The organism is Kluyvera sp. 1366 (assembly GCF_054823405.1).
This window is the reverse complement of record NZ_JBTRDW010000008.1, coordinates 73,692-92,483: the sequence shown is the minus strand read 5'-3', so window position 1 is coordinate 92,483 and position 18,792 is coordinate 73,692. Positions and strand designations below refer to the sequence as shown.

Genomic DNA, 18,792 nt, shown 5'->3' with positions numbered 1-18,792 from the left:
AACTTAAGTAAAATCGGTTTTGATCGTCGCAGGCTGGCGGTCAATACGCTGCGGTAGCAGTGTCGCCAGCCAACTCACCAACGCGGTGAGGCCACGGAATAAGCGGCGCAGCGGCGCAGGTCCATACTCGGCCAGACGCAGATAGCCTTTAAAACCCAGCACCATAATGTCGGCCAGACTTTGCACCGGTTTATCTTCCGGGAATCCGTCCTGCCACAGCGCCCAGGTATCGGCGCGAGCGAAGGTGCACTGAATAAATTCAATGTGTTGGCGCGTCGTGAGTTGATGCAGGCGAATCCCGGCGCGACGGCCAAACACGCGCTGCACCTGACACGGGAAGCTGAACTCTTGCTGACCACGGCGCAGCAGCAGCGACACGGTTTCGTCCTCTTTCAGCGCATCGGCTTCGCGCAGCTCAACGCCCACGCCGCCGTCGGAATAGTCACGCAGGGTGCACGGCACCATGTGTCCATCTTCACGCGCGATGGCGGCAGGCATGGCGATTTCCACACGATGCGCTTCGCGGATCTGGCGCGCTTCAACCGATACCGCCACCGCGCCGCCGAGGATAATCATGTTGTAAATCACCCACACCAAACTGACCCAAATGGTGAGCATTTCGTTGGCCGGACCGTACGCCATGCGCCAGAAGGCCATGCCGATACCGGCTATATTCAGCAGCACCAGCATCATGTACGGCTTGGTAATCACCCAATCGAGATGACGTTCAGCCACCAAACCACCTTTGGCGGTAACGTTGAATTTGCCTTTGTGCGGATTAAACAGCGCCACCGTGGTTGGCCGCGCGATGTACCACGCCAGCACAGTTTCATACACTTCGCTCCAGAACGAATGTCGCCAGCGGCCCTGAATGCGCGAGTTGGTCAAACTGGTGTGCAGCATGTGCGGCAACACGTAGATGGCGATCGCCAGCGCGGGCGCGTAGATGATGTAGGCGTGGAACAGCAGAAACGCCAGCGGTGCCAGCAGGAAGATCAGACGCGGAATCCCGGCGAGAAAGTGCAGCATGGCGTTGGCGTAACACAGGCGCTGCACCAGCTTTAATCCTTTACCGAACAGCGGGTTATCGAGGCGGAAAATCTGCACCATCCCGCGCGCCCAGCGGATACGCTGGCCGATATGCGCGGACAAACTCTCGGTGGCCAGACCCGCAGCCTGCGGAATACGGATATACGCCGAGGTGTAACCCTGACGATGCAGGCGCAGCGAGGTGTGCGCATCTTCGGTGACGGTTTCTACCGCAATGCCGCCGATCTGATCCAGCGCAGTTCGGCGCAATATAGCGCAAGAGCCGCAGAAGAACGCCGCATCCCAGGTATCGTTGCCATCCTGCACCAAACCGTAAAATAGCGAGCCTTCGTTAGGCGTCTGGCGGAAGCGACCGAGGTTACGTTCAAACGGATCGGGTGAGAAGAAGTGGTGCGGCGTTTGCAGCATCGCCAGCCGATGATCTTTCAGGAACCAGCCCATCGTCAGCTGCAGGAACGAGCGCGTCGGCACATGGTCGCAGTCAAAAATGGCAACATATTCGCTGCGGCACACGGCTTTCAAAGCATGGTTGATGTTGCCCGCTTTGGCGTGTTCGTGGGTGGGACGCACCACGTAATTGACGCCGATGCTGGCGGCAAACTCGCGGAACTCTTCGCGCGTGCCGTCGTCCAGCAGGTAGATATTGAGCTTGTCCTGCGGCCAGTCGATGCCCATCGCCGCGTAGAGGGTCGGTTTCACCACGCTCAGCGGTTCATTGTAGGTCGGTACCAGAATATCGACGCTCGGCCACGAGGTGATTTCCGGCGGCATCGAGACCGGCTGACGATTGAGTGGCCACAGCGTCTGGAAATAACCCAGCACTAATACCGCCCACGCATAGGTTTCTGCACCTATCAGCAGGAGACCAAACGTCAGGCTGATCGGGTCATCCCAGTTGAGAGTTTCGGTGTAGCGCCACCACAGATAACGGCAGGAAATCGTCAGCGATAACACGATCAGCATGATGGTGGACAAGCGGCCCGGCACGCGACGCACCAGCATCGCCAATCCCCATAACAGCAGCACGAAGACAAACTGCGTAGTGATGCCGAAGGGCTGCGAGATGCACAGCAGCGCCAGCAGGCTGGCGACAATCGCTGCCACGATAAACAGCAGCTGCCGCAACCACGCGGGCAGCGACTGAATACGTTGTTCGCTGCGCTGGGCGAACCGGTTTCGTTCCAGCCGTGCCGGCAGCGCACCGAGCCACTGATAGAGCGGCTCGCGCCAGCGGAACAGCGGTTTGACGCTGAAACTTTTACGCGTGCGTTTATCCAGCGGCAATACCAGCATCAGCCACAGGCTTTGCAGTGCATAGCGCAGCGGGTCAAGCGGACGTGGGCGCAGCGGCGAAATTTGCGGGTAGTAACGTTGACGATGTTGCAGGATGCGCTGCCAACCGGGGGTTTCCAGCCGCAACAGCGACCACGCGAGTATGCACCACATTAAATGCAGCGCGATGGTGAAACGGCCCGCGCCGTGCTGATGCGCCAGCTGAGCGCGGCGTTGCAGCGCCTGCCATGCTTGCGGCATCAGCAGCCAGCGTAATGGATTCACGCCGCGCCTCCCGGCACATGCAGCAGCAGCCAGTTAGCCAGGGTGTTGATCTCTTCGCTGGCCAGCGCATGCGGCCGATATTCGCCCACCGGCTGTTTCATCATCAGCGCTTCCGCCAGCGCTTCATCGCGGTGAATCACTTGGGGAATCAGGTTTTTCAGTGAGTTGATCCACAGCTGATGCAGATCCTGCTGTAGCTGGCTGTTGGCGTTGAACTGGTTGATCAGAAACAGCGTGTGCGCAGGAAAACGCGCGTGATGCAGACGCAACTGACAGTTGGCATCCAGCGTTAGCACCTGCAGCAGACGATCGGCCGCGGTAACCAGGGATCGCTGCCACGGCAACAGATCCGCTGGCATGTCGAAAATAATCCAGTTGTAGTGCGATTTCAGGGCCGGTAGCGCGTGTAGCAGCGGTGCGGCAAATTCTGCGTTGATAGCGCTGATGCTGGCGTACTGTTGCGACGTGAGTGCGCCAAACGGCAGAAAATCCAGCCCTGCCTGATAGCGCTGAGCGCACTGCTGCCACGCTTGCTGTTCGAGCAGCGCGGGCGCCCAGCCCTGAGCGCGGTCGAGCGGCATATTAAAGTGGACAGCTAGCTGATTTACCGGGGAAAAATCGATAACCAGCACCGATTGCTGCAGCGCGTTAAACGCCCAGCCGAGTGCGGCGCTCAGCGAGGTAGCGCCACAACCGCCACGCAATCCTTGTAATGCAATAACAGGCATTAACGTTCTGACTCCTGTGCGGCGCTTATTTCACGCAGCAATGGCCAGCGCGTCATAATGGTATTCAGTCGCGCTTCGCGGGCAATATCAATGTAGCGAAATGCCTTAAGGGAAAAGGCATCACTTAAGGCAGTAATGTCATCGTGCTCTTCGCTGCTAGTCGCATTCAGCGAAAATGCATTCTCTGTTTTCATTATTTTTTTGCCACCAAAAAATCGACAACGGATGAATTGTGGTTTTATTTTTTGTAAAGTTTAAACCTGAAGTAAAGACAAATGCTATCCACAGATCAATATGATTTGCGCTAATACGCTATTTTTTATTTCACCCGTTCCAATTGCGGCTGTCTCGATTAAACTAGCCTGGATTGTATCGATCGCGAATCAAATATGAAAAAACATTATGCGCTTGGCCTGCAGCAGATTCAGCAGGAATTAAATACTCTGCAGAATCCTGGGTTTTACTGGATTACCAGCCAGCGTCAGGATGATGCGCGAACGCTGCTGCGTCAGGTAGTTAGCCAACAAAAGGCGGCTACGCTCATCAGTGCGGATGAGAAACCGCAGGCGCTTTTGACGCCCGATCCCATCGGCGGTCCAGCGCGTATGCCGTTATTTTCACTGCCGGCTAATAAACGCAGCCTAAAGCAGCTTGAAAGTGATTTTTCCCGTGTGCTTAATAGTCGCAGTGGCCTGGTGATTTTTTATAGTAATGCCGCGCTGTGGGGAAAATTATCGCCCGATGAGTTAACCTTCTGGCTTAAGCGCATGCGCCGTTTGTTATCTAAAAAACAAATTACGTTGTTAATGATCACCTCCGGTACGTCAATAATTCACCTGCGTAATCATCTGCAAGGTTATTTTCGCCAGCTTGATGGTCTCGCACATTTGGAGTTTCAGCAGGACAGTTGGCATTATCGAATTAACTGGTGGTATGCGGCAGATAAATTACTGGCCGACCGCGCTATCCGTTTGAGTTATGTCGATAATCAATTTATTGCCGTTAATCAAGCGGGACAAAATATTCCCTTAAGCCGCAATGATGAAAACCAATTCCTGGCTCAGGAAGGTGTGCTGGAAGGCGCGCCGCCGCTTTCAGCGCAGTGGCAATTGTTTAGCGATAACGAAAGCGTGTTCTCGCGTGCGCAGCAGGCGAACGCCGCCACGGTCATCTTTAGTCTGGTTCATAATCAAGACATTAATTCTTTAGCAACGATGGTCCATAGTTTGCGTCGTTCACGCGGTAGTGCGCTTAAGATTGTGGTGCGCGAAATCAGTACCACGCTGCGCTACAGTGATGAGCGTTTGCTGCTGGCCTGCGGCGTGAATGCCATTGTACCGACCGTGGCCAGCCTGTCGCGCTTTCTTACCACGCTGGAAGGGATTCAGGGGCAGCAGTTCTCGCGCCATGTGCCTGCCAATCTCCATGCCCTGATGCAGGCGCTGCAGCCGCTACAGCAGAAAGGCTTTTTACCGCTGGATGCCTTTTGCGCGGCGGTGCAGCAGTTGATGAGCAATACGCTGCTGCCGGAAAATGACAAAGGCTTGATGGTGGCGCTGCGCGCGGTGCCGCAGCTGAAACCCGAACAGATTCTGACGCTGTGTAAACCGCGCCGCTTCGGCGATCTCGTGACGCTGGTGAACGACCGCATTTATCTGTTCCTCTCTTCATGCCGATTCAATGATTTGGATATCGCGCTGAAGTCGATCTTCTCGCTGCCGCACGACGAGCTGTTTAGCAATCGTATCGTCTGGTTTGAAGACAATCAGATCGTGTCGGAGGCGGACAAAATTCGTCAGCTGACGCCGGTGGCACAGCGCGACCGGCAGGCCACGCCGCTGGCCGCTGCGCCAGTCAGCACGCAAACCGCCGCGCCTGAGCGCGGGGCACAAACGCCGCAGCCGATTACCCTCAACCTCGATGGAGTAAGCCACCAATGACGCTGATGGATTGGGTGCAGGTGGCGATCCTGCTGTTATTGATTTTGCTGTTCCTGACATCACTGTTTGGGCGCGGACGAGCGCGCAGCGGCTCTAATCCGCTGCTGCGTTTGTTACCGACGCGCGCACTGAAATCAGAAGGACAGTGGCAACGCAAAACCCATAAAACGGATAAACATGAATAACAGATTCACGATGCACGGCTCGTGGTGGCGCGGCCTCGGTGGCTGGAACTTTTACTTCCTGATCAAATTTGCGCTGCTGTGGTACGGCTACCTTAATTTTCACGCGCTAAGTAACCTGGTGTTTCTGGCGTGGCTGCTGTTCCCACTGCCGGGCGCGCGGCTGCATCGCTTGCGTCAGTGGATTTCGCTGCCAATTGGCGTGGCGCTGTTCTGGCACGATACCTGGCTGCCGGGAATCCATTCGATTATGAGCCAGGGCAGCCAGCTTGCAGGCTTCTCGCCCAGCTATCTGCTCGATCTTGCTAATCGCTTTATCAACTGGGAGATGATTGGCGCGGGCTTTGTACTGCTGGTGCTGTATCTGTTTATCGCGCAGTGGATTCGCGTCACCGTGCTGGTGTCGCTGATGCTGATCTGGCTCAACGTGCTGACGATCGCCGGACCGGCAATGAATTTACTGCCGAACAGCGCCGCCACGCCGACGGTGAAGCTCAGCGATACGCCAGCGGCGAAAGCGCCAGATGGCCTCGATCAATCCGCGCCGCCAACCAGCGCCAACCTCACCGCGTGGCTCAACCGTTTTTACGACGCCGAGCGCCAGCGTGCGACCCATTTCCCGGACGCCTTGCCAGCTGATTCGCAGCCGTTCGATATTCTGGTGATCAACATCTGTTCGCTGTCGTGGTCTGATTTGAACGTCGCGCAGCTGCGTAATCATCCGCTGTGGCAGCACTTCGATATTCTGCTTAACAACTACAACTCTGCCACCGGTTACAGCGGCCCGGCGGGGATTCGTCTGCTGCGCGCCAGCTGCGGCCAGAGCTCGCACAGCGATCTGTACAAAGCCACCGATCAGCGTTGCTATCTATTTGATAATTTGGCGAAGCTGGGCTTTAAACAGCAATTGATGATGGATCACACCGGCGTGTTTGGTAACTATCTCAAGGAACTGCGTGAAGAGGGCAATCTGCAGGCGCCGCTGATGTCGCAGGCGGGCATCTCGCCGGAGGTGACGTCATTTGATGGCTCGCCGGTATTTAATGACGCGCAGCTGATGCAGCGCTGGCTCGACGATCGCACCAAGAGCAGCGATGCGCGCTCCGCGACCTTCTATAACCTGATTCCGCTGCATGACGGTACGCGCGAGTTGGGCAGCACGCGCAGCGCAGACTGGCAGCCGCGCGCCAAAGTGCTGTTTGATCAGCTCGATGCCTTCCTGACCAATCTGGAGAAGTCGGGCCGTCGCGTGATGGTGCTGGTGGTGCCGGAACACGGCGCGGCGCTGCAGGGCGACAAGATGCAGATGTCAGGATTGCGTGATATCCCCAGTCCGGATATTACCCATGTGCCGGTCGGCATTAAGTTTGTTGGCATGAAAGCACCGCATCAGGGCCAGCCGCTTAGCGTGGAGACGCCTACCAGCCTGATGGCGATCTCGGAAATCGTGTCGCGCGTGGTGGATGGCCAGGTATTTAACGCGCCGAACGTTAATATGTCGGTGCTGACCGATAATTTGCCGCAGACGCCGGTGGTGTCTGAGAACGATAACGCGGTGGTGATGATGTATCAGGGTAAACCGTGGATCCGCCTGAACGGCGGCGATTGGGTGCCATATCCGCAGTAGGTCGCAATTAATGGCCTAATGTTTGTTAAGACTACGACGAGTACGCTGGCCGGAGCCACTTTTGGTCCGGCGGTCCTCGCGCCGCTTACGCGGTACCTTCACTTCGCTCGTCTGCCTGTCGGACCGGCGGAGACGGGACCTCCCTGTCCCGGCTCCGCCTTTCGCCCGCGTCCTGCGGGCTCTCCTGGCTTCCTCGCTTCGTTCAGCGCTGCGGATTGCCTGCCCAAAAGTGGCCCCGGCCTGCTCCGAACCTTCAGTGAATGTTGTTGAAAAGGGCTCATTGGCTGGAGGCGCTGGCGCGTCTGCTGCGGCAAAAGGGCTATTCGCAGCGCTGAGGCTTTTACGTTGGGCCAGGAGCCTCACGCAGGGATGCGTGAGGCAGTTCGGGGCGGCCAGGACGGCCGATCCCCGAACGGTCCGTCGGCACGACGTGGAAGCCGAAGGCACCGCGCTAGCGGCGCGAGGACGGCCCGTGACGCAGCAGACGTGTCAGCGCCCGTACCCGGTTTATAGCAAAATGTTTTTTTTGACAGGCATTACGTCATAAATGGTGACCTTGCAGGTGAGCTTGAATGTGCACTCAAACCTGCATAATTCCGAATCACTTCATAAATAACCAAACTTGCTTATTTTTCGCCTTTATCCCGGCGAAAAAAACGCGTGACCTGGGATATACTCGCTGCGAATTTCATCTCATTACACGCCTTTGGTGGCCTGGAGAAGTTTTGTTGCGCGTCAGTCGTTCTCTAACGATAAAGCAGATGGCGACGGTTTCCGCCGTGGCGATGGTGACCATCTGCATCTTTATTGTCATCCAGCTCTTTCACTTTGTGCAGCAGCGCAGGATTGACTACGCCCAGCAAATGGAAAATGTGGCGCACACCGTGCGTCAGCCACTCTCCGAAGCGGTGCTCAAAGCCGATATTCCGCAAGCCGAACGCATCCTTAATACCCTGAAACCGGCCGGTATTTTATCGCGCGCCGATGTGGTGTTGCCAAATGCCTTCCAGGCGCTGCACGCCGATTTTGCGCCGGAAAAACCGGTGCCGCGCTGGGTCGCACGCCTGTTTGAGCTGCCGGTACAAATCACGCTGCCGCTCTATTCTGTGGAGCGTTCCGGTTTGCCGAAGCCGATTGCCTATCTGGTGCTACAGGCTGATTCCTCCCGCGTCTATCAGTTCCTGCTCAGCACGTTATCCACCATGATCACCACCTACCTGCTGCTGGCGCTGATTCTCTCGATCGCCATTAGCTGGTGTATCAACCGCTTGATTGTGCATCCGCTGCGCGATCTTTCGCGTGATTTACAGGAGCTGCCGCCGCAGGCGATTCTGACCCACAAAATGAAGCTGCCGAATAATCATCGCGATGATGAAATCGGCATGCTGATCCGCAGCTACAACCGCAACCAGCAGGTGCTGGAGTCGATTCACGACGAAATGAGCCGCATGACCACGCATTTTGCCGTTACGGATCTGCCCAATCGCGCGCTGTTCCTTGCGCTGCTCGAACAGCACATCAGCCATCGCCACAATCGTCAGGCGTGGGGCTTGATGGTGATTCGCATTGAAACGCTGCAGGAAGCCAACGGCGTGCTGAGCGATGAGCAGCGCGATACGCTGATGCTGACGCTGGTGGAGAAGATTCGCAGCACCGTTGACGATCACTCACTGCTGGCGCAAACCGGGCCCAGCGACTTCGCCTTGCTGATGAAGCGCGCGCACAATCCGTTCCGCGCCATGCGTCTGGCGCGCAACCTGATGATTCGCATTAATCAGCCGGTGAACCTGCAACAGCTGCAGCTGCGTCCGAACGCCAGCATTGGCCTGGCGCTGCACGAAGAGAGCAGCATCTCGGCCAGCGAACAGCTCGATCGCGCCACCTCGGCGATGATGTCGGCGCGGCATCAGGGCAAAAACCAGATTCTGTTCTTCGATCCGGCGCTCACCGAGCGCGCGCAAAAGCGTTTAACGCAGGAACACGACATCTTGCAAGGTCTGCAGGACGAGCAGTTTGCTCTTTATCTCCAGCCGCAAATCAATATGGAAACCGGCGAGCTGGCCGGTGCCGAAGCGCTGCTGCGCATGCGCATGCCGGATGGCAGCTATGGATTATCGGAAGAGTTTATTGCCAGCGCTGAAGAGATTGGCGTGATCTCGGCCATTGGCCGCTGGGTGTTTGAAGAAGCCTGCCGCATTCTGGCTGGCTGGCAGAAGCAGGGCATTAACATCCCGCTCAGCGTCAATATCTCGGCGGTGCAGCTGCGTGATGCCAGCATGGTCAGCCATTTGCAGGGCTTGCTGGAGCGCCATCGCATCGCACCGGGCAACTTCGTATTGGAAATCACCGAAACCGCGCAGATTGGCGATGCCGAACAGGCGATTGCGCTGCTGCGCTTGCTGCAGCAAACCGGCGTGGCGGTAGCGCTCGATGATTTCGGGATGGGCTACTCCAACCTCAACTATCTGCATCAGTTCAAAGCGCTGCCGGTAAATAAGCTGAAAATGGATCGCAGCTTCGTCGCCGCGCTGCCGGATGACGACACCATGGTGCGCATTGTGGCGGCGATTGCCGACATCATTCACCTCGACGTCATCGCCGAAGGTGTGGAAACCGCCGAGCAGCGCGACTGGCTGCTGGCGCGCGGAATTACTATAGGGCAAGGCTACTTATACGCTGAAGCGCTGCCGCTCCACATCTTTAACCAACGCTGGCTCAATAGCTCGCAACTCCCTGAATAATCACCTTGGTTATTGATTTTCCTTACAAAATTGTAGCGAAGCGCTGTGCTGAAGCGTTTCAGTTCATAGTTAGAGTTTTGTAACTTTTGTAAGGAATAGTAGGGGATATTAATCTTGTTAACAGGGTGTTATTTTCCTCGCCATCGGTAAGGTTTTACGCTTCTGGCGGCTTGCCGCATGCGTTCTCCACAACAATGGCGGTGCGAACCGTCTTACTGGACACCTGTTATGAAAATCTTAAAAAGCCTCTATTTTCAGGTACTGGTTGCCATCGGCATCGGCGTCCTGTTGGGCCACTTCTATCCTGAGTTAGGCGCGCAAATGAAGCCGCTTGGCGATGGTTTCGTTAAGTTGATCAAGATGATCATCGCCCCCGTGATTTTCTGTACGGTGGTGACCGGTATTGCCGGCATGGAGAGCATGAAAGCCGTTGGACGTACGGGCGCAGTGGCGCTGCTGTACTTTGAAGTGGTCAGTACCATCGCGCTGATCATCGGTTTGGTGGTGGTTAACGTGGTGCAGCCTGGCGTGGGCATGAACGTTGATCCAGCCACGCTGGATGCTAAAGCAGTCGCGGTATACGCGCAGCAGGCGGAGCAGCAAGGTGTGGTCGCCTTCCTGCTGGATGTGATCCCGAATAGCGTCATTGGTGCCTTTGCCAGCGGCAACATTCTGCAAGTGCTGCTGTTCGCTATCCTGTTCGGCTTCGCTCTGCATCGCCTGGGCAGCGCCGGCACCGTGATGTTCAACGTCATTGAGAGCTTCTCGAAAGTGATCTTCGGCGTGATCAACATGATTATGCGTCTCGCGCCAATCGGTGCCTTCGGGGCGATGGCCTTCACCATCGGTAAATATGGCGTCGGCTCGCTGGTGCAGTTGGGGCAGCTGATCATCTGCTTCTATATCACCTGCGTGCTGTTCGTGGTGGTGGTGTTGGGGCTGATTGCACGCTTCGCTGGCTTCAACATCTTTAAATTTGTCGCCTACATCAAAGAAGAGCTGCTGATTGTGCTGGGCACGTCATCTTCCGAGTCTGCGCTGCCGCGCATGCTGGATAAGATGGAGAAGCTGGGCTGTAAGAAATCGGTGGTGGGGCTGGTGATTCCAACCGGCTACTCCTTCAACCTGGATGGCACCTCGATTTACCTCACCATGGCGGCGGTGTTTATTGCTCAGGCGACCAACGCGCATATGGATGTGTTCCACCAAATCACGCTGTTAGTGGTGCTGCTGCTCTCCTCAAAAGGCGCAGCGGGTGTAACCGGCAGTGGCTTTATCGTGCTGGCGGCGACCTTGTCAGCGGTGGGACATTTACCGGTTGCGGGCCTGGCGCTGATTCTCGGTATCGACCGCTTTATGTCCGAAGCGCGTGCGCTGACCAATCTGGTGGGCAACGGCGTGGCGACCATCGTGGTGGCGAAGTGGGTCGGCCAGCTGGATGAGAAACAACTGAATGCGACGCTTTCTGCCGGGAAAAAGGTGAATAACGCACCAGAAACCGCCGCATAACCTGCTATTTGCGTTAATTTGCCGAGAAATGCCCGCTGTCGCTTGCCCTGACAGCGGGCATTTGCATAATAAACCCCATTGATTTTTTTCCCGATTTTTTGCCTCGTTGCGCGACATCCTGACCTTCTCGTGGTCAAAGAGTCTGTTATTAAATAAACGTGGCGGCACAATGCCGCGCCGGTCACCCCAGATGTGACCGAACATGCCGCGCTAACGAGCGTTGATCTGTTTGAGTAGGGGTTCACATGCAGGGCACCAGAATTCGGCTTTTGGTTGGCGGATTGCTACTGGCAGCGTCCGGTTTTGGCGTGCACGCCGAGACGCTCCAACCCGATCCCGCCTGGCAGGAAGGCAAACTGGACAATGGTTTTAGCTGGCAGCTGCTAACCACACCACAACGTCCAAGCGATCGTATTGAGCTGCGCCTGATTGTTAACACCGGTTCGCTGGTGGAGAGTGCGCAACAAACCGGCTATAGCCATCTTTTACCGCGTTTAGCGATGGTGCACAACGCCACGCTGGACACCAATCAGCAACGTGCGCTGTGGCAGCAAGCCATGGATCCGCAACGTCCGCTGCCACCCGCTATTTCGTCGTACGATTACACCCAATACAACCTGAGCTTGCCGAACAACCGCCCTGATCTGCTGAAAGAAGCGCTCAGCTGGCTGGCGGCGACCGCCGGGAAAATGACGATTAATGAGCAGGTGGTTTCTACCGCATTAATGGCGACCGATCCGATTGCCACCTGGCCTGCCAATACGCAGGATGTGTGGTGGCGCTATCGCCTGAAAGGCTCGGCGATGCTGGCGCACGATCCCGGCGAGCAACCGCGCGCGCCGGTGGATATCGCACAGCTCAACAGCTTCTATCAGCAGTGGTACACGCCCGACGGCATGACGCTGTACGTAGTAGGTAACGTCGATAGCCGCAGCATGGCGGAGCAGATCAACAAAGCTTTTGCGCCGCTGAAAGGTAAGCGTGTTGCACCTGCCGCGCTACCGACGCTGTCACCGCTGCCGCATCAGCCGGTGAATCTGGTGAATGGCGGCATGAATCAGGATCGCCTGTCGCTGGTGTGGGACACCGCATGGCAGCCGATTCGTGATTCGCAGAACTTGCAGCGCTACTGGCAGAGCGATTTAGCGCGTGAAGCGCTGTTCTGGCATGTGCAGCGCGCGCTGGCTGACAGCAAAGCGCAAAGCGTGCAGGTTGGCTTCGATTGCCGCGTGCTCTATCAACGTGCGCAGTGCTCGATCAACATGGACAGCCCGAATGCCTCTTTGCCGCAGAATATGAATCAGGTGGCGAAAGAGCTGGCGGCGGTGCGCGACAAAGGGTTACCGCAGGAGGAGTTCGATGCGCTGATGGCGCAGAAGCTGCTGGAGCTCAACAAGCTGTTTGCCACATACGCCCGCACCGACACCGATATTCTGATGGGCCAGCGTCTGCGCTCGCAGCAAAACGCGGTGGTGGACATTGCGCCTGAGCAGTATCAGAAGCTGCGTCAAACCTTCCTCAGCGAAATGACGCGCGACCAGCTAAATCAGGAACTGCGCCAGCAACTGTCGCAGGAGCTGACCATGGTGCTGATTCAGCCGCAGGGTGAAGCTGAGACCAACGTGAAGATGCTGCAGGAAAGCTGGGATAAAGTGATGAAGCTACCCGAACCGCCAGCGGTACCCGCGAGTCCGGAAGAAGTGAAACCGGATAACAGCGCAGGCGCGGCGGATCAGACCGCGCCATCATCCTAAACATTAGGTCTTAGCACGTAGCCATTCGGTTACCAGCATCGGCCAACTGGCGAGCGGTAAATCTGCCACGCCACGGATACCAAATCCGTGGCCGCCTTTCTGGTAGAAGTGAATCTCCACCGGCACCTTGTGCTCACGCAGCGCGCTGAAGAACACCATGCTGTTGTTCACCGAAACCGATTCATCATCGGAAGCGTGAATCAGCAGCGTCGGTGGCGTTTGTGCGTGCACGCGCGTCTCCAGCGAATAAGCATCAACCATCTTCTGATCCGGCCATGCGCCGAGCAAGCGGGTGCGCGCACCTTCATGCGCCAGACCTTCACGCATGCTGATCACCGGATAGAGCAGCACCATCGCATCCGGGCGCGGTGTGAAGCTGTCGGCTTGATCCTGCACCGGATAGAGTTTCTCGCCAAAGCGGGTGCCAAGACTGGCGGCAACGTGTCCGCCTGCCGAGAAGCCCATCATCACGATATATTTGCCGTTCAGCCCGCGCTGCGCACGTTCACGCAGCACGCGCACCGCACGCTGCGCATCGGCCAGCGGCGCGTCTGGACCTTCATGGTGACCGTCATACGGCAGGCGATACGTCATCACCGCCAGCGTGTAGCCCATTGACGTGAAGAAAGTGGCAAGCGCGCTGCCTTCGCGGTCGATCAACACCCGCTGATAACCGCCGCCCGGTGCGACCAGCAGCGTGATGCCGTTCGAGGTTTCCGGATGCCAGATGGCAATCTCCGGGCAGCGCACGCCGGTGGCGGCGCGGTCATAAGGTTCATACTCTTTGGCGAGATCGACGATCTGCGGCTGAGCGCGCGAATCGCTCGCGCCTGGCGCATCACCGTGTGGCCAGATATTGATGATTTCTGTGTGCATAAGTCAGTCCTGAGCGAGTCATGTTGTCGTTATTTTTTTCGCGGCCGGAGTAACAGCGTCCTGCTGTTGTTGATTAAAACATGGTCTTTTTTGCTGCTGGCGTCCAGCCGAAAACCGCCGATTGCGCCAGTTTCGGACTATGCCTGGCGGCCAGATTTTCTGCCATAACACATTGAATTTAAATCGATCTGATTAGCGCGAGTGAAGAAGTAATACCGTTTTTGTTACAGAAGTGGATGAGTCAGGTCGTTAGCGGAAATTGGCAGGGAAAAATGCTGCGTTAAGGCAAACTGCGCGGGCGGGTTGGTTAGCACAGGTAATGAATGGCGCAGAGATTTGTAGCGGCGCGATTCATCGCGCAATCAATTGCGCCGCTACGGTTGGTGCAGGTGGTTAAGTCATTTCGGCATCGCGCTGAGCGGGATAATCGCCCCGCGATACTGGATCACCGTGCTGGCGGTGAGATGACCGCGTGCGGCGGCATCTTCGGCGCTTCCTCCGGCTAAACGCACCGCCAGATAACCAGCGCTGAAGGAGTCGCCAGCCGCGGTGGTATCGATCACTTTCTCTTTCGCCAGCTTGATGGCGGCGACCTCGCGCAGCGGCTCATCGCCAACCGCCACCAGACAGGAGTCCGCACCGCGTTTGATGGCAATTTCCTGCACGCCCGCAGCGCGTGTGCGAGCAATCACCGCATCCAGCGGCTGCTCGCCCCACAGCAAATCTTCGTCGTCGAGCGTCAGAAATGCCATGTCGGTATGACGCAGCATCTCGGCATACGCCTGCTGAGCGCTGGCTTTATCGGCCCACAGACGCGGACGATAGTTGTTATCGAAAATCACCTTGCCACCGTTCTGACGACAGGCGCTAAGCAGCGTCATCAGTTTTTCGCGACTGGTCGCAGGCAGAATCGCCAGGCTGATGCCGCTCAAATAGAGATAATCATAGTGCGCCAGCTGCTGGCAAATCGCGTCCGCTTGCGCGCTGTCCAGCCAGAAACGGGCGGCGGCGTCGTTGCGCCAGTACCAGAAGGTCCGCTCGCCGTGGTCGTCGGTTTCGATGAAGTACAAACCCGGCATTTTATTGTCGAGGCGCTGAACCAGCGCGGTTTCGACATTTTCCTGCTGCCAGGCGGCGATCATCTGGTCACTGAAACTGTCGGTGCCGAGTGCGGTGACATAATCGACACGCAGCTGTTTATCTGACTGACGCGCCAGATACACCGCCGTGTTCAGCGTATCGCCGCCAAAACCGCGTTTGATGTTCTCACCTTTCTCGGACAGCTCAATCATGCATTCGCCAATAATAGCGATTTTCTTCTGCGTCATGGTCTTCAGCCTGTAGTGAATTCTGCCTTAGTCTCGCGTCTGGTATGGCAGTCGTCAATGGTTTTTAAAACGATGTTTTGATTTAACTTAAGGCAGCAAACCGCCTGCGCCACGGTGATTTAGCGGCCAAAGCGCGTTTTGTTTTGCCGATTAAGTGCGAAGCACGCTGTTACACTCAACTCTTCATGGGACTAACGAGATTGATAAAGTTATCCCGGCGATCGCCGATACTTGCCGCTGAGATGCTATTTGCAGGCACTCAACACCAACCAGGAAAAAACCATGGTGATGAAGAATTTGAGTCATCGGCTGCCTGTTTCAAATGAATTGGAGCAACAACAGGAAACGCGTCTCTTCTGGCAGCAGTGCCAACGATTCTATACTTTCCAGCCGATTTACCAGGTCTCAGGCCGCATGCTGGCTATTGAATTACTGACGGCGGTTACCCATCCCTCCGCGCCAGAAAAAAGGCTGTCGCCCGAAGACTATTTTGAAGCACTGACTATCGCGCAGCGGCTTGGTGTCGTCCAGGAACAACTCGAGCTGCTGATAACATGGTCAGCGTTTTTCAATCAGCGTCAGCTGGTGGCGTCGGTTAATATCGACGGTCCAACGCTGATGGAGATTGAGAAGCATGAGTCGATTCGCACGCTGATTGCGCAGCTGCCGTGGGTGCGCTTCGAGCTAACGGAGCATCATGCGCTGCCACAGGAAGAGATGGTGGCGAAGATGCCGGAACTCGGGCCGCTGTGGCTGGATGATTTTGGCTCTGGCATGGCGAACTTCTCCGCGCTGACCGAACTGCGTTACGACTACATCAAACTCTCGCGCGAGCTGTTTATGCTGCTGCGCGCCAGCGATGAAGGCCGCTCGATGTTCTCGATGCTGCTGGCGTTGATTAACCGTTACTGCAACGGCGTCATCGTTGAAGGCGTGGAAACCGAAGAGGAGTGGCAACAGGTGCGTAGCTCGCCAGCGATGGCGGCGCAGGGCTACTTCTTCTCGCGCCCGGTGCCGTTTAGCGAGCTGGAACGTATGGCTCTTGAGCTTCCCTGATCCCGTTCCGCGGCGTCTCGACTATCCTTAGTCAGACGTGGAAGGGCAAGGAGGAAGCAATATGTCACGTACTCGAAAGATCCTGAGCTGGGTGTTCGGGATTTTTTTGTTATTGGTTGTAGTGATTGTGGTGCTCATCGCCACCTTTGACTGGAACCGCTTGAAACCAACGATTAATCAAAAAGTTTCAGCCGAACTGAACCGACCTTTCGCGATTCGCGGCGATCTCGGCGTGGCCTGGGTTCGCAACCGTGAGGAACCTGGCTGGCGAAGTTGGGTGCCGTGGCCGCAGGTGCATGCCGATGATGTGATGCTCGGCAATCCGCCCTCTATTCCTGATGTCACCATGGTGCATCTGCAGCGGGTTGAAGCCACCATTGCGCCGCTGGCGATGCTGCATCAGCAGATCTACCTGCCGTGGATCAAGATGCAAAAGCCGGATGCGCGGCTGGTGCAAACCGCAGACAAAAAGAATAACTGGACCTTTGATCTCGCCAGCAGCCAGAACAGCGATGCTAACGCCGCGCCTTCTGCCTGGTCCTTCCGCCTCGACAACATCCTGTTCGATCAGGGACAAGTGCGCTATCGCGACGCCGTCAATAAAGCCGATGTCACAGTGACCATCAATCCGCTGGGCAAACCGGTGCCGTACGCCCAAGTGGCGGGCGGTGACGATCAGCAGAAAGGCGCGGGTGATTTTGTCTTTGGCTGGCAGGCGAACGGCACCTACAACAATCAGAAGCTGGATGGCGACGGCAAAATTGGCGGCATGCTATCGCTGCGCAGTAAAACCACGCCGTTCCCGCTGCAGGTGGATGTGCGTAATGGCACCACGCGTGTACGTATTGACGGTACCTTGCAGGATCCGCTTAATCTTGGCGGACTTGATGTGCGTCTGCGCTTCGCGGGCGATACGCTGGCCAATCTGTATGGCCTGACCGGCGTGCTGCTGCCCGATACGCCGCCCTATGAAACTGACGGCCATTTGATTGCGCGTTTCAATGAGGCGAAAGGGCCGCTATTCCGCTACGAGAAGTTTAACGGCCACATCGGCGACAGCGATATTCACGGCTCGCTCACCTATCGTCAGGGCAAACCGCGTCCAACGCTGACCGGTGAATTGACCTCGAACCAGCTGCGGATGGAAGATTTGGGGCCGCTGATTGGCGTCAACTCCGGCAAAGGCAGCGAGAAAACGCAGCAGGCCAAAGCGCAGCGCGGCGAAGCCTCATCGCAGCCCGCCGACCGCGTGTTGCCACACGACAAGTTTGATACCAAGAGCTGGGACGTGATGGATGCGGATGTGAAGTTCAGCGGCAAACGCATCGAACACAGCAGCAAGCTGCCGCTCAGCGATCTCTATACGCATCTGCAGCTAAAAAACGGCGACCTGCTGCTCGATCCGTTGCGCTTCGGTATGGCCGGCGGCAGCATCAACTCCACCATTCATCTGGAAGGCGATCGCAGCCCGATGCGCGGACGCGCCGATTTGCACGCGCGTAAGCTGCGTCTGCGTCAGCTGTTCCCGGATGTCACGGCGATGCAGAACAGTTTGGGCCAGCTCAACGGCGATGCCTCGCTGAGCGGCACCGGCAATTCGGTGGCGGATCTGCTCGGCACCAGCAATGGCGAACTGAAGCTATTGATGAATGATGGCCTGATCAGTCGCAGCCTGATGGAGATTGCCGGACTGAACGTCGGTAACTATGTGGTGGGTAAGCTGTTCGGCGATGATGAAGTGAAGATCAACTGCGCGGCGACCGATATGAATATTCGTCAGGGCTTAGCGACGCCGAAACTGTTCCTGCTGGATACCGAGAACGCGGTGATCAACGTGACCGGCAACGTTAATTTCGCGAATGAACGCATGGACCTGTCGATCAATCCGGAGAGTAAAGGGATTCGCATCATCACGCTGCGTTCGCCGCTGTATGTGCGCGGCACCTTTAAAAATCCGGATGCCGGAGTGAAAGCCGGACCGCTGATTGCACGCGGTGCCGCAGCGGTGGCGCTCGGTGCGGTGGTTGCTCCCGCCGCTGCGTTGATCGCACTGATTTCGCCTAGCGATACTGACGACAATCAGTGCAGTAATGTGCTGCAGCAGATGAAGAATCAGAAGTGATCAGTTACGCCACAGCACTTTGATGATGTGGTAACCAAAGGCGGTTTTCACCGGTCCGTAAGGCTGTAGCAGCGGACAGGAGAAGACCGCCTTATCAAATGCCGGTACCATTTGTCCTTTACGGAACTCACCCAAATCACCGCCGTTGCGTCCGGATGGGCAGGTAGAGTGTTTCTTTGCCAGCTGCTGGAAGTTCGCCCCTTTCGCAAGTTGCGCCAGCAGGGATTTGGCCTGCGCTTCCTCTTTCACGAGGATATGTAAAGCCGCCGCGGTTTTCGCCATGATGAAGTCCTAATGTGTATAATCCGGCCATTATAACCTC

At 56.6% G+C, this 18,792-nt stretch carries 14 protein-coding genes; 8 read left to right on the top strand and 6 right to left on the bottom strand.

Features of this window, described 5'->3' with window-relative positions:
* Window positions 1-3: 3 nt before the first annotated feature.
* From bcsA to bcsR, 3 genes are read right to left on the bottom strand one after another with little or no spacing between them, the layout of a single operon-like run.
* On the bottom strand, window positions 4-2,607 hold the full coding sequence (gene bcsA / locus ACVLVH_RS18320) for a UDP-forming cellulose synthase catalytic subunit (protein ID WP_192414385.1): 2,604 nt from the start codon (window positions 2,605-2,607) through the stop codon (window positions 4-6).
* On the bottom strand, window positions 2,604-3,335 hold the full coding sequence (gene bcsQ / locus ACVLVH_RS18315; protein ID WP_110867903.1) for a cellulose biosynthesis protein BcsQ: 732 nt from the start codon (window positions 3,333-3,335) through the stop codon (window positions 2,604-2,606). The genes bcsA and bcsQ overlap by 4 nt, the downstream gene beginning before the upstream one ends.
* Complete coding sequence (gene bcsR / locus ACVLVH_RS18310) at window positions 3,335-3,529, bottom strand: cellulose biosynthesis protein BcsR (RefSeq protein ID WP_101763788.1); 195 nt, start codon at window positions 3,527-3,529, stop codon at window positions 3,335-3,337. The genes bcsQ and bcsR overlap by 1 nt, the downstream gene beginning before the upstream one ends.
* A gap of 195 nt (window positions 3,530-3,724) precedes the next feature.
* Here bcsR and bcsE point away from each other — a divergent pair, with 195 nt between their 5' ends.
* The 6 genes from bcsE (at window position 3,725) to ACVLVH_RS18280 (ending at window position 13,088) form a co-directional block, all read left to right on the top strand.
* On the top strand, window positions 3,725-5,275 hold the full coding sequence (gene bcsE, locus ACVLVH_RS18305) for a cellulose biosynthesis protein BcsE (protein WP_192414387.1): 1,551 nt from the start codon (window positions 3,725-3,727) through the stop codon (window positions 5,273-5,275).
* Window positions 5,272-5,460: a cellulose biosynthesis protein BcsF gene (gene bcsF, locus ACVLVH_RS18300; RefSeq protein WP_192414390.1), complete on the top strand. Its 189-nt coding sequence runs from the start codon at window positions 5,272-5,274 to the stop codon at window positions 5,458-5,460. The genes bcsE and bcsF overlap by 4 nt, the downstream gene beginning before the upstream one ends.
* Entirely contained in the window at window positions 5,453-7,084 is a 1,632-nt protein-coding gene (bcsG, locus tag ACVLVH_RS18295; RefSeq protein WP_192414392.1) for a cellulose biosynthesis protein BcsG, read from the top strand. The genes bcsF and bcsG overlap by 8 nt, the downstream gene beginning before the upstream one ends.
* A 728-nt stretch (window positions 7,085-7,812) precedes the next feature.
* Window positions 7,813-9,825: a biofilm formation regulator HmsP gene (gene hmsP, locus ACVLVH_RS18290; RefSeq protein ID WP_217549664.1), complete on the top strand. Its 2,013-nt coding sequence runs from the start codon at window positions 7,813-7,815 to the stop codon at window positions 9,823-9,825.
* A 228-nt stretch (window positions 9,826-10,053) separates the two neighbouring features.
* Window positions 10,054-11,334 (top strand): dicarboxylate/amino acid:cation symporter, encoded by a 1,281-nt coding sequence (locus ACVLVH_RS18285; RefSeq protein ID WP_101763784.1) that lies wholly within the window; start codon window positions 10,054-10,056, stop codon window positions 11,332-11,334.
* Window positions 11,335-11,579: 245 nt separating this feature from the next.
* Window positions 11,580-13,088, top strand: coding sequence for a M16 family metallopeptidase (locus ACVLVH_RS18280; RefSeq protein WP_101763783.1), 1,509 nt, complete (start codon window positions 11,580-11,582; stop codon window positions 13,086-13,088).
* Between the two features lie 3 nt (window positions 13,089-13,091).
* Here the strand turns inward: ACVLVH_RS18280 and ACVLVH_RS18275 are convergent, their stop codons facing one another.
* Together ACVLVH_RS18275 and kdgK are read right to left on the bottom strand one after the other, a co-directional pair.
* Window positions 13,092-13,964: an alpha/beta hydrolase gene (locus ACVLVH_RS18275; RefSeq protein WP_137384896.1), complete on the bottom strand. Its 873-nt coding sequence runs from the start codon at window positions 13,962-13,964 to the stop codon at window positions 13,092-13,094.
* Window positions 13,965-14,362: 398 nt separating this feature from the next.
* The gene (kdgK, locus tag ACVLVH_RS18270) at window positions 14,363-15,292 is read right to left on the bottom strand and encodes a 2-dehydro-3-deoxygluconokinase (RefSeq protein WP_101763781.1); all 930 of its coding nucleotides are present in this window, start codon (window positions 15,290-15,292) and stop codon (window positions 14,363-14,365) included.
* 282 nt (window positions 15,293-15,574) lie between these two features.
* On the opposite strand from kdgK, the gene pdeH reads away from it, so the two are divergent.
* Both pdeH and ACVLVH_RS18260 read left to right on the top strand, forming a co-directional pair.
* A complete protein-coding gene (gene pdeH, locus ACVLVH_RS18265; protein WP_101763780.1) occupies window positions 15,575-16,348 on the top strand; it encodes a cyclic-guanylate-specific phosphodiesterase in 774 nt (257 codons plus the stop codon).
* 61 nt (window positions 16,349-16,409) lie between these two features.
* Entirely contained in the window at window positions 16,410-18,470 is a 2,061-nt protein-coding gene (locus ACVLVH_RS18260; protein ID WP_462062247.1) for an AsmA family protein, read from the top strand.
* Here the strand turns inward: ACVLVH_RS18260 and ppiC are convergent, their stop codons facing one another.
* Entirely contained in the window at window positions 18,471-18,752 is a 282-nt protein-coding gene (gene ppiC, locus ACVLVH_RS18255) for a peptidylprolyl isomerase PpiC (RefSeq protein WP_137384899.1), read from the bottom strand.
* Window positions 18,753-18,792: the final 40 nt, after the last annotated feature.

Bases quoted from the DNA above. Each gene is read 5' to 3' on its own strand.
- ACVLVH_RS18275 (WP_137384896.1), bottom strand. From the start codon at position 13,964: ATGCACACAGAAATCATCAATATCTGGCCACACGGTGATGCGCCAGGC.
- bcsF (WP_192414390.1), top strand. From the start codon at position 5,272: ATGACGCTGATGGATTGGGTGCAGGTGGCGATCCTGCTGTTATTGATT.
- bcsG (WP_192414392.1), top strand. From the start codon at position 5,453: ATGAATAACAGATTCACGATGCACGGCTCGTGGTGGCGCGGCCTCGGT.
- ACVLVH_RS18285 (WP_101763784.1), top strand. From the start codon at position 10,054: ATGAAAATCTTAAAAAGCCTCTATTTTCAGGTACTGGTTGCCATCGGC.
- bcsR (WP_101763788.1), bottom strand. From the start codon at position 3,529: ATGAAAACAGAGAATGCATTTTCGCTGAATGCGACTAGCAGCGAAGAG.
- ACVLVH_RS18260 (WP_462062247.1), top strand. From the start codon at position 16,410: ATGTCACGTACTCGAAAGATCCTGAGCTGGGTGTTCGGGATTTTTTTG.
- ppiC (WP_137384899.1), bottom strand. From the start codon at position 18,752: ATGGCGAAAACCGCGGCGGCTTTACATATCCTCGTGAAAGAGGAAGCG.
- ACVLVH_RS18280 (WP_101763783.1), top strand. From the start codon at position 11,580: ATGCAGGGCACCAGAATTCGGCTTTTGGTTGGCGGATTGCTACTGGCA.
- bcsE (WP_192414387.1), top strand. From the start codon at position 3,725: ATGAAAAAACATTATGCGCTTGGCCTGCAGCAGATTCAGCAGGAATTA.
- bcsQ (WP_110867903.1), bottom strand. From the start codon at position 3,335: ATGCCTGTTATTGCATTACAAGGATTGCGTGGCGGTTGTGGCGCTACC.
- kdgK (WP_101763781.1), bottom strand. From the start codon at position 15,292: ATGACGCAGAAGAAAATCGCTATTATTGGCGAATGCATGATTGAGCTG.
- pdeH (WP_101763780.1), top strand. From the start codon at position 15,575: ATGGTGATGAAGAATTTGAGTCATCGGCTGCCTGTTTCAAATGAATTG.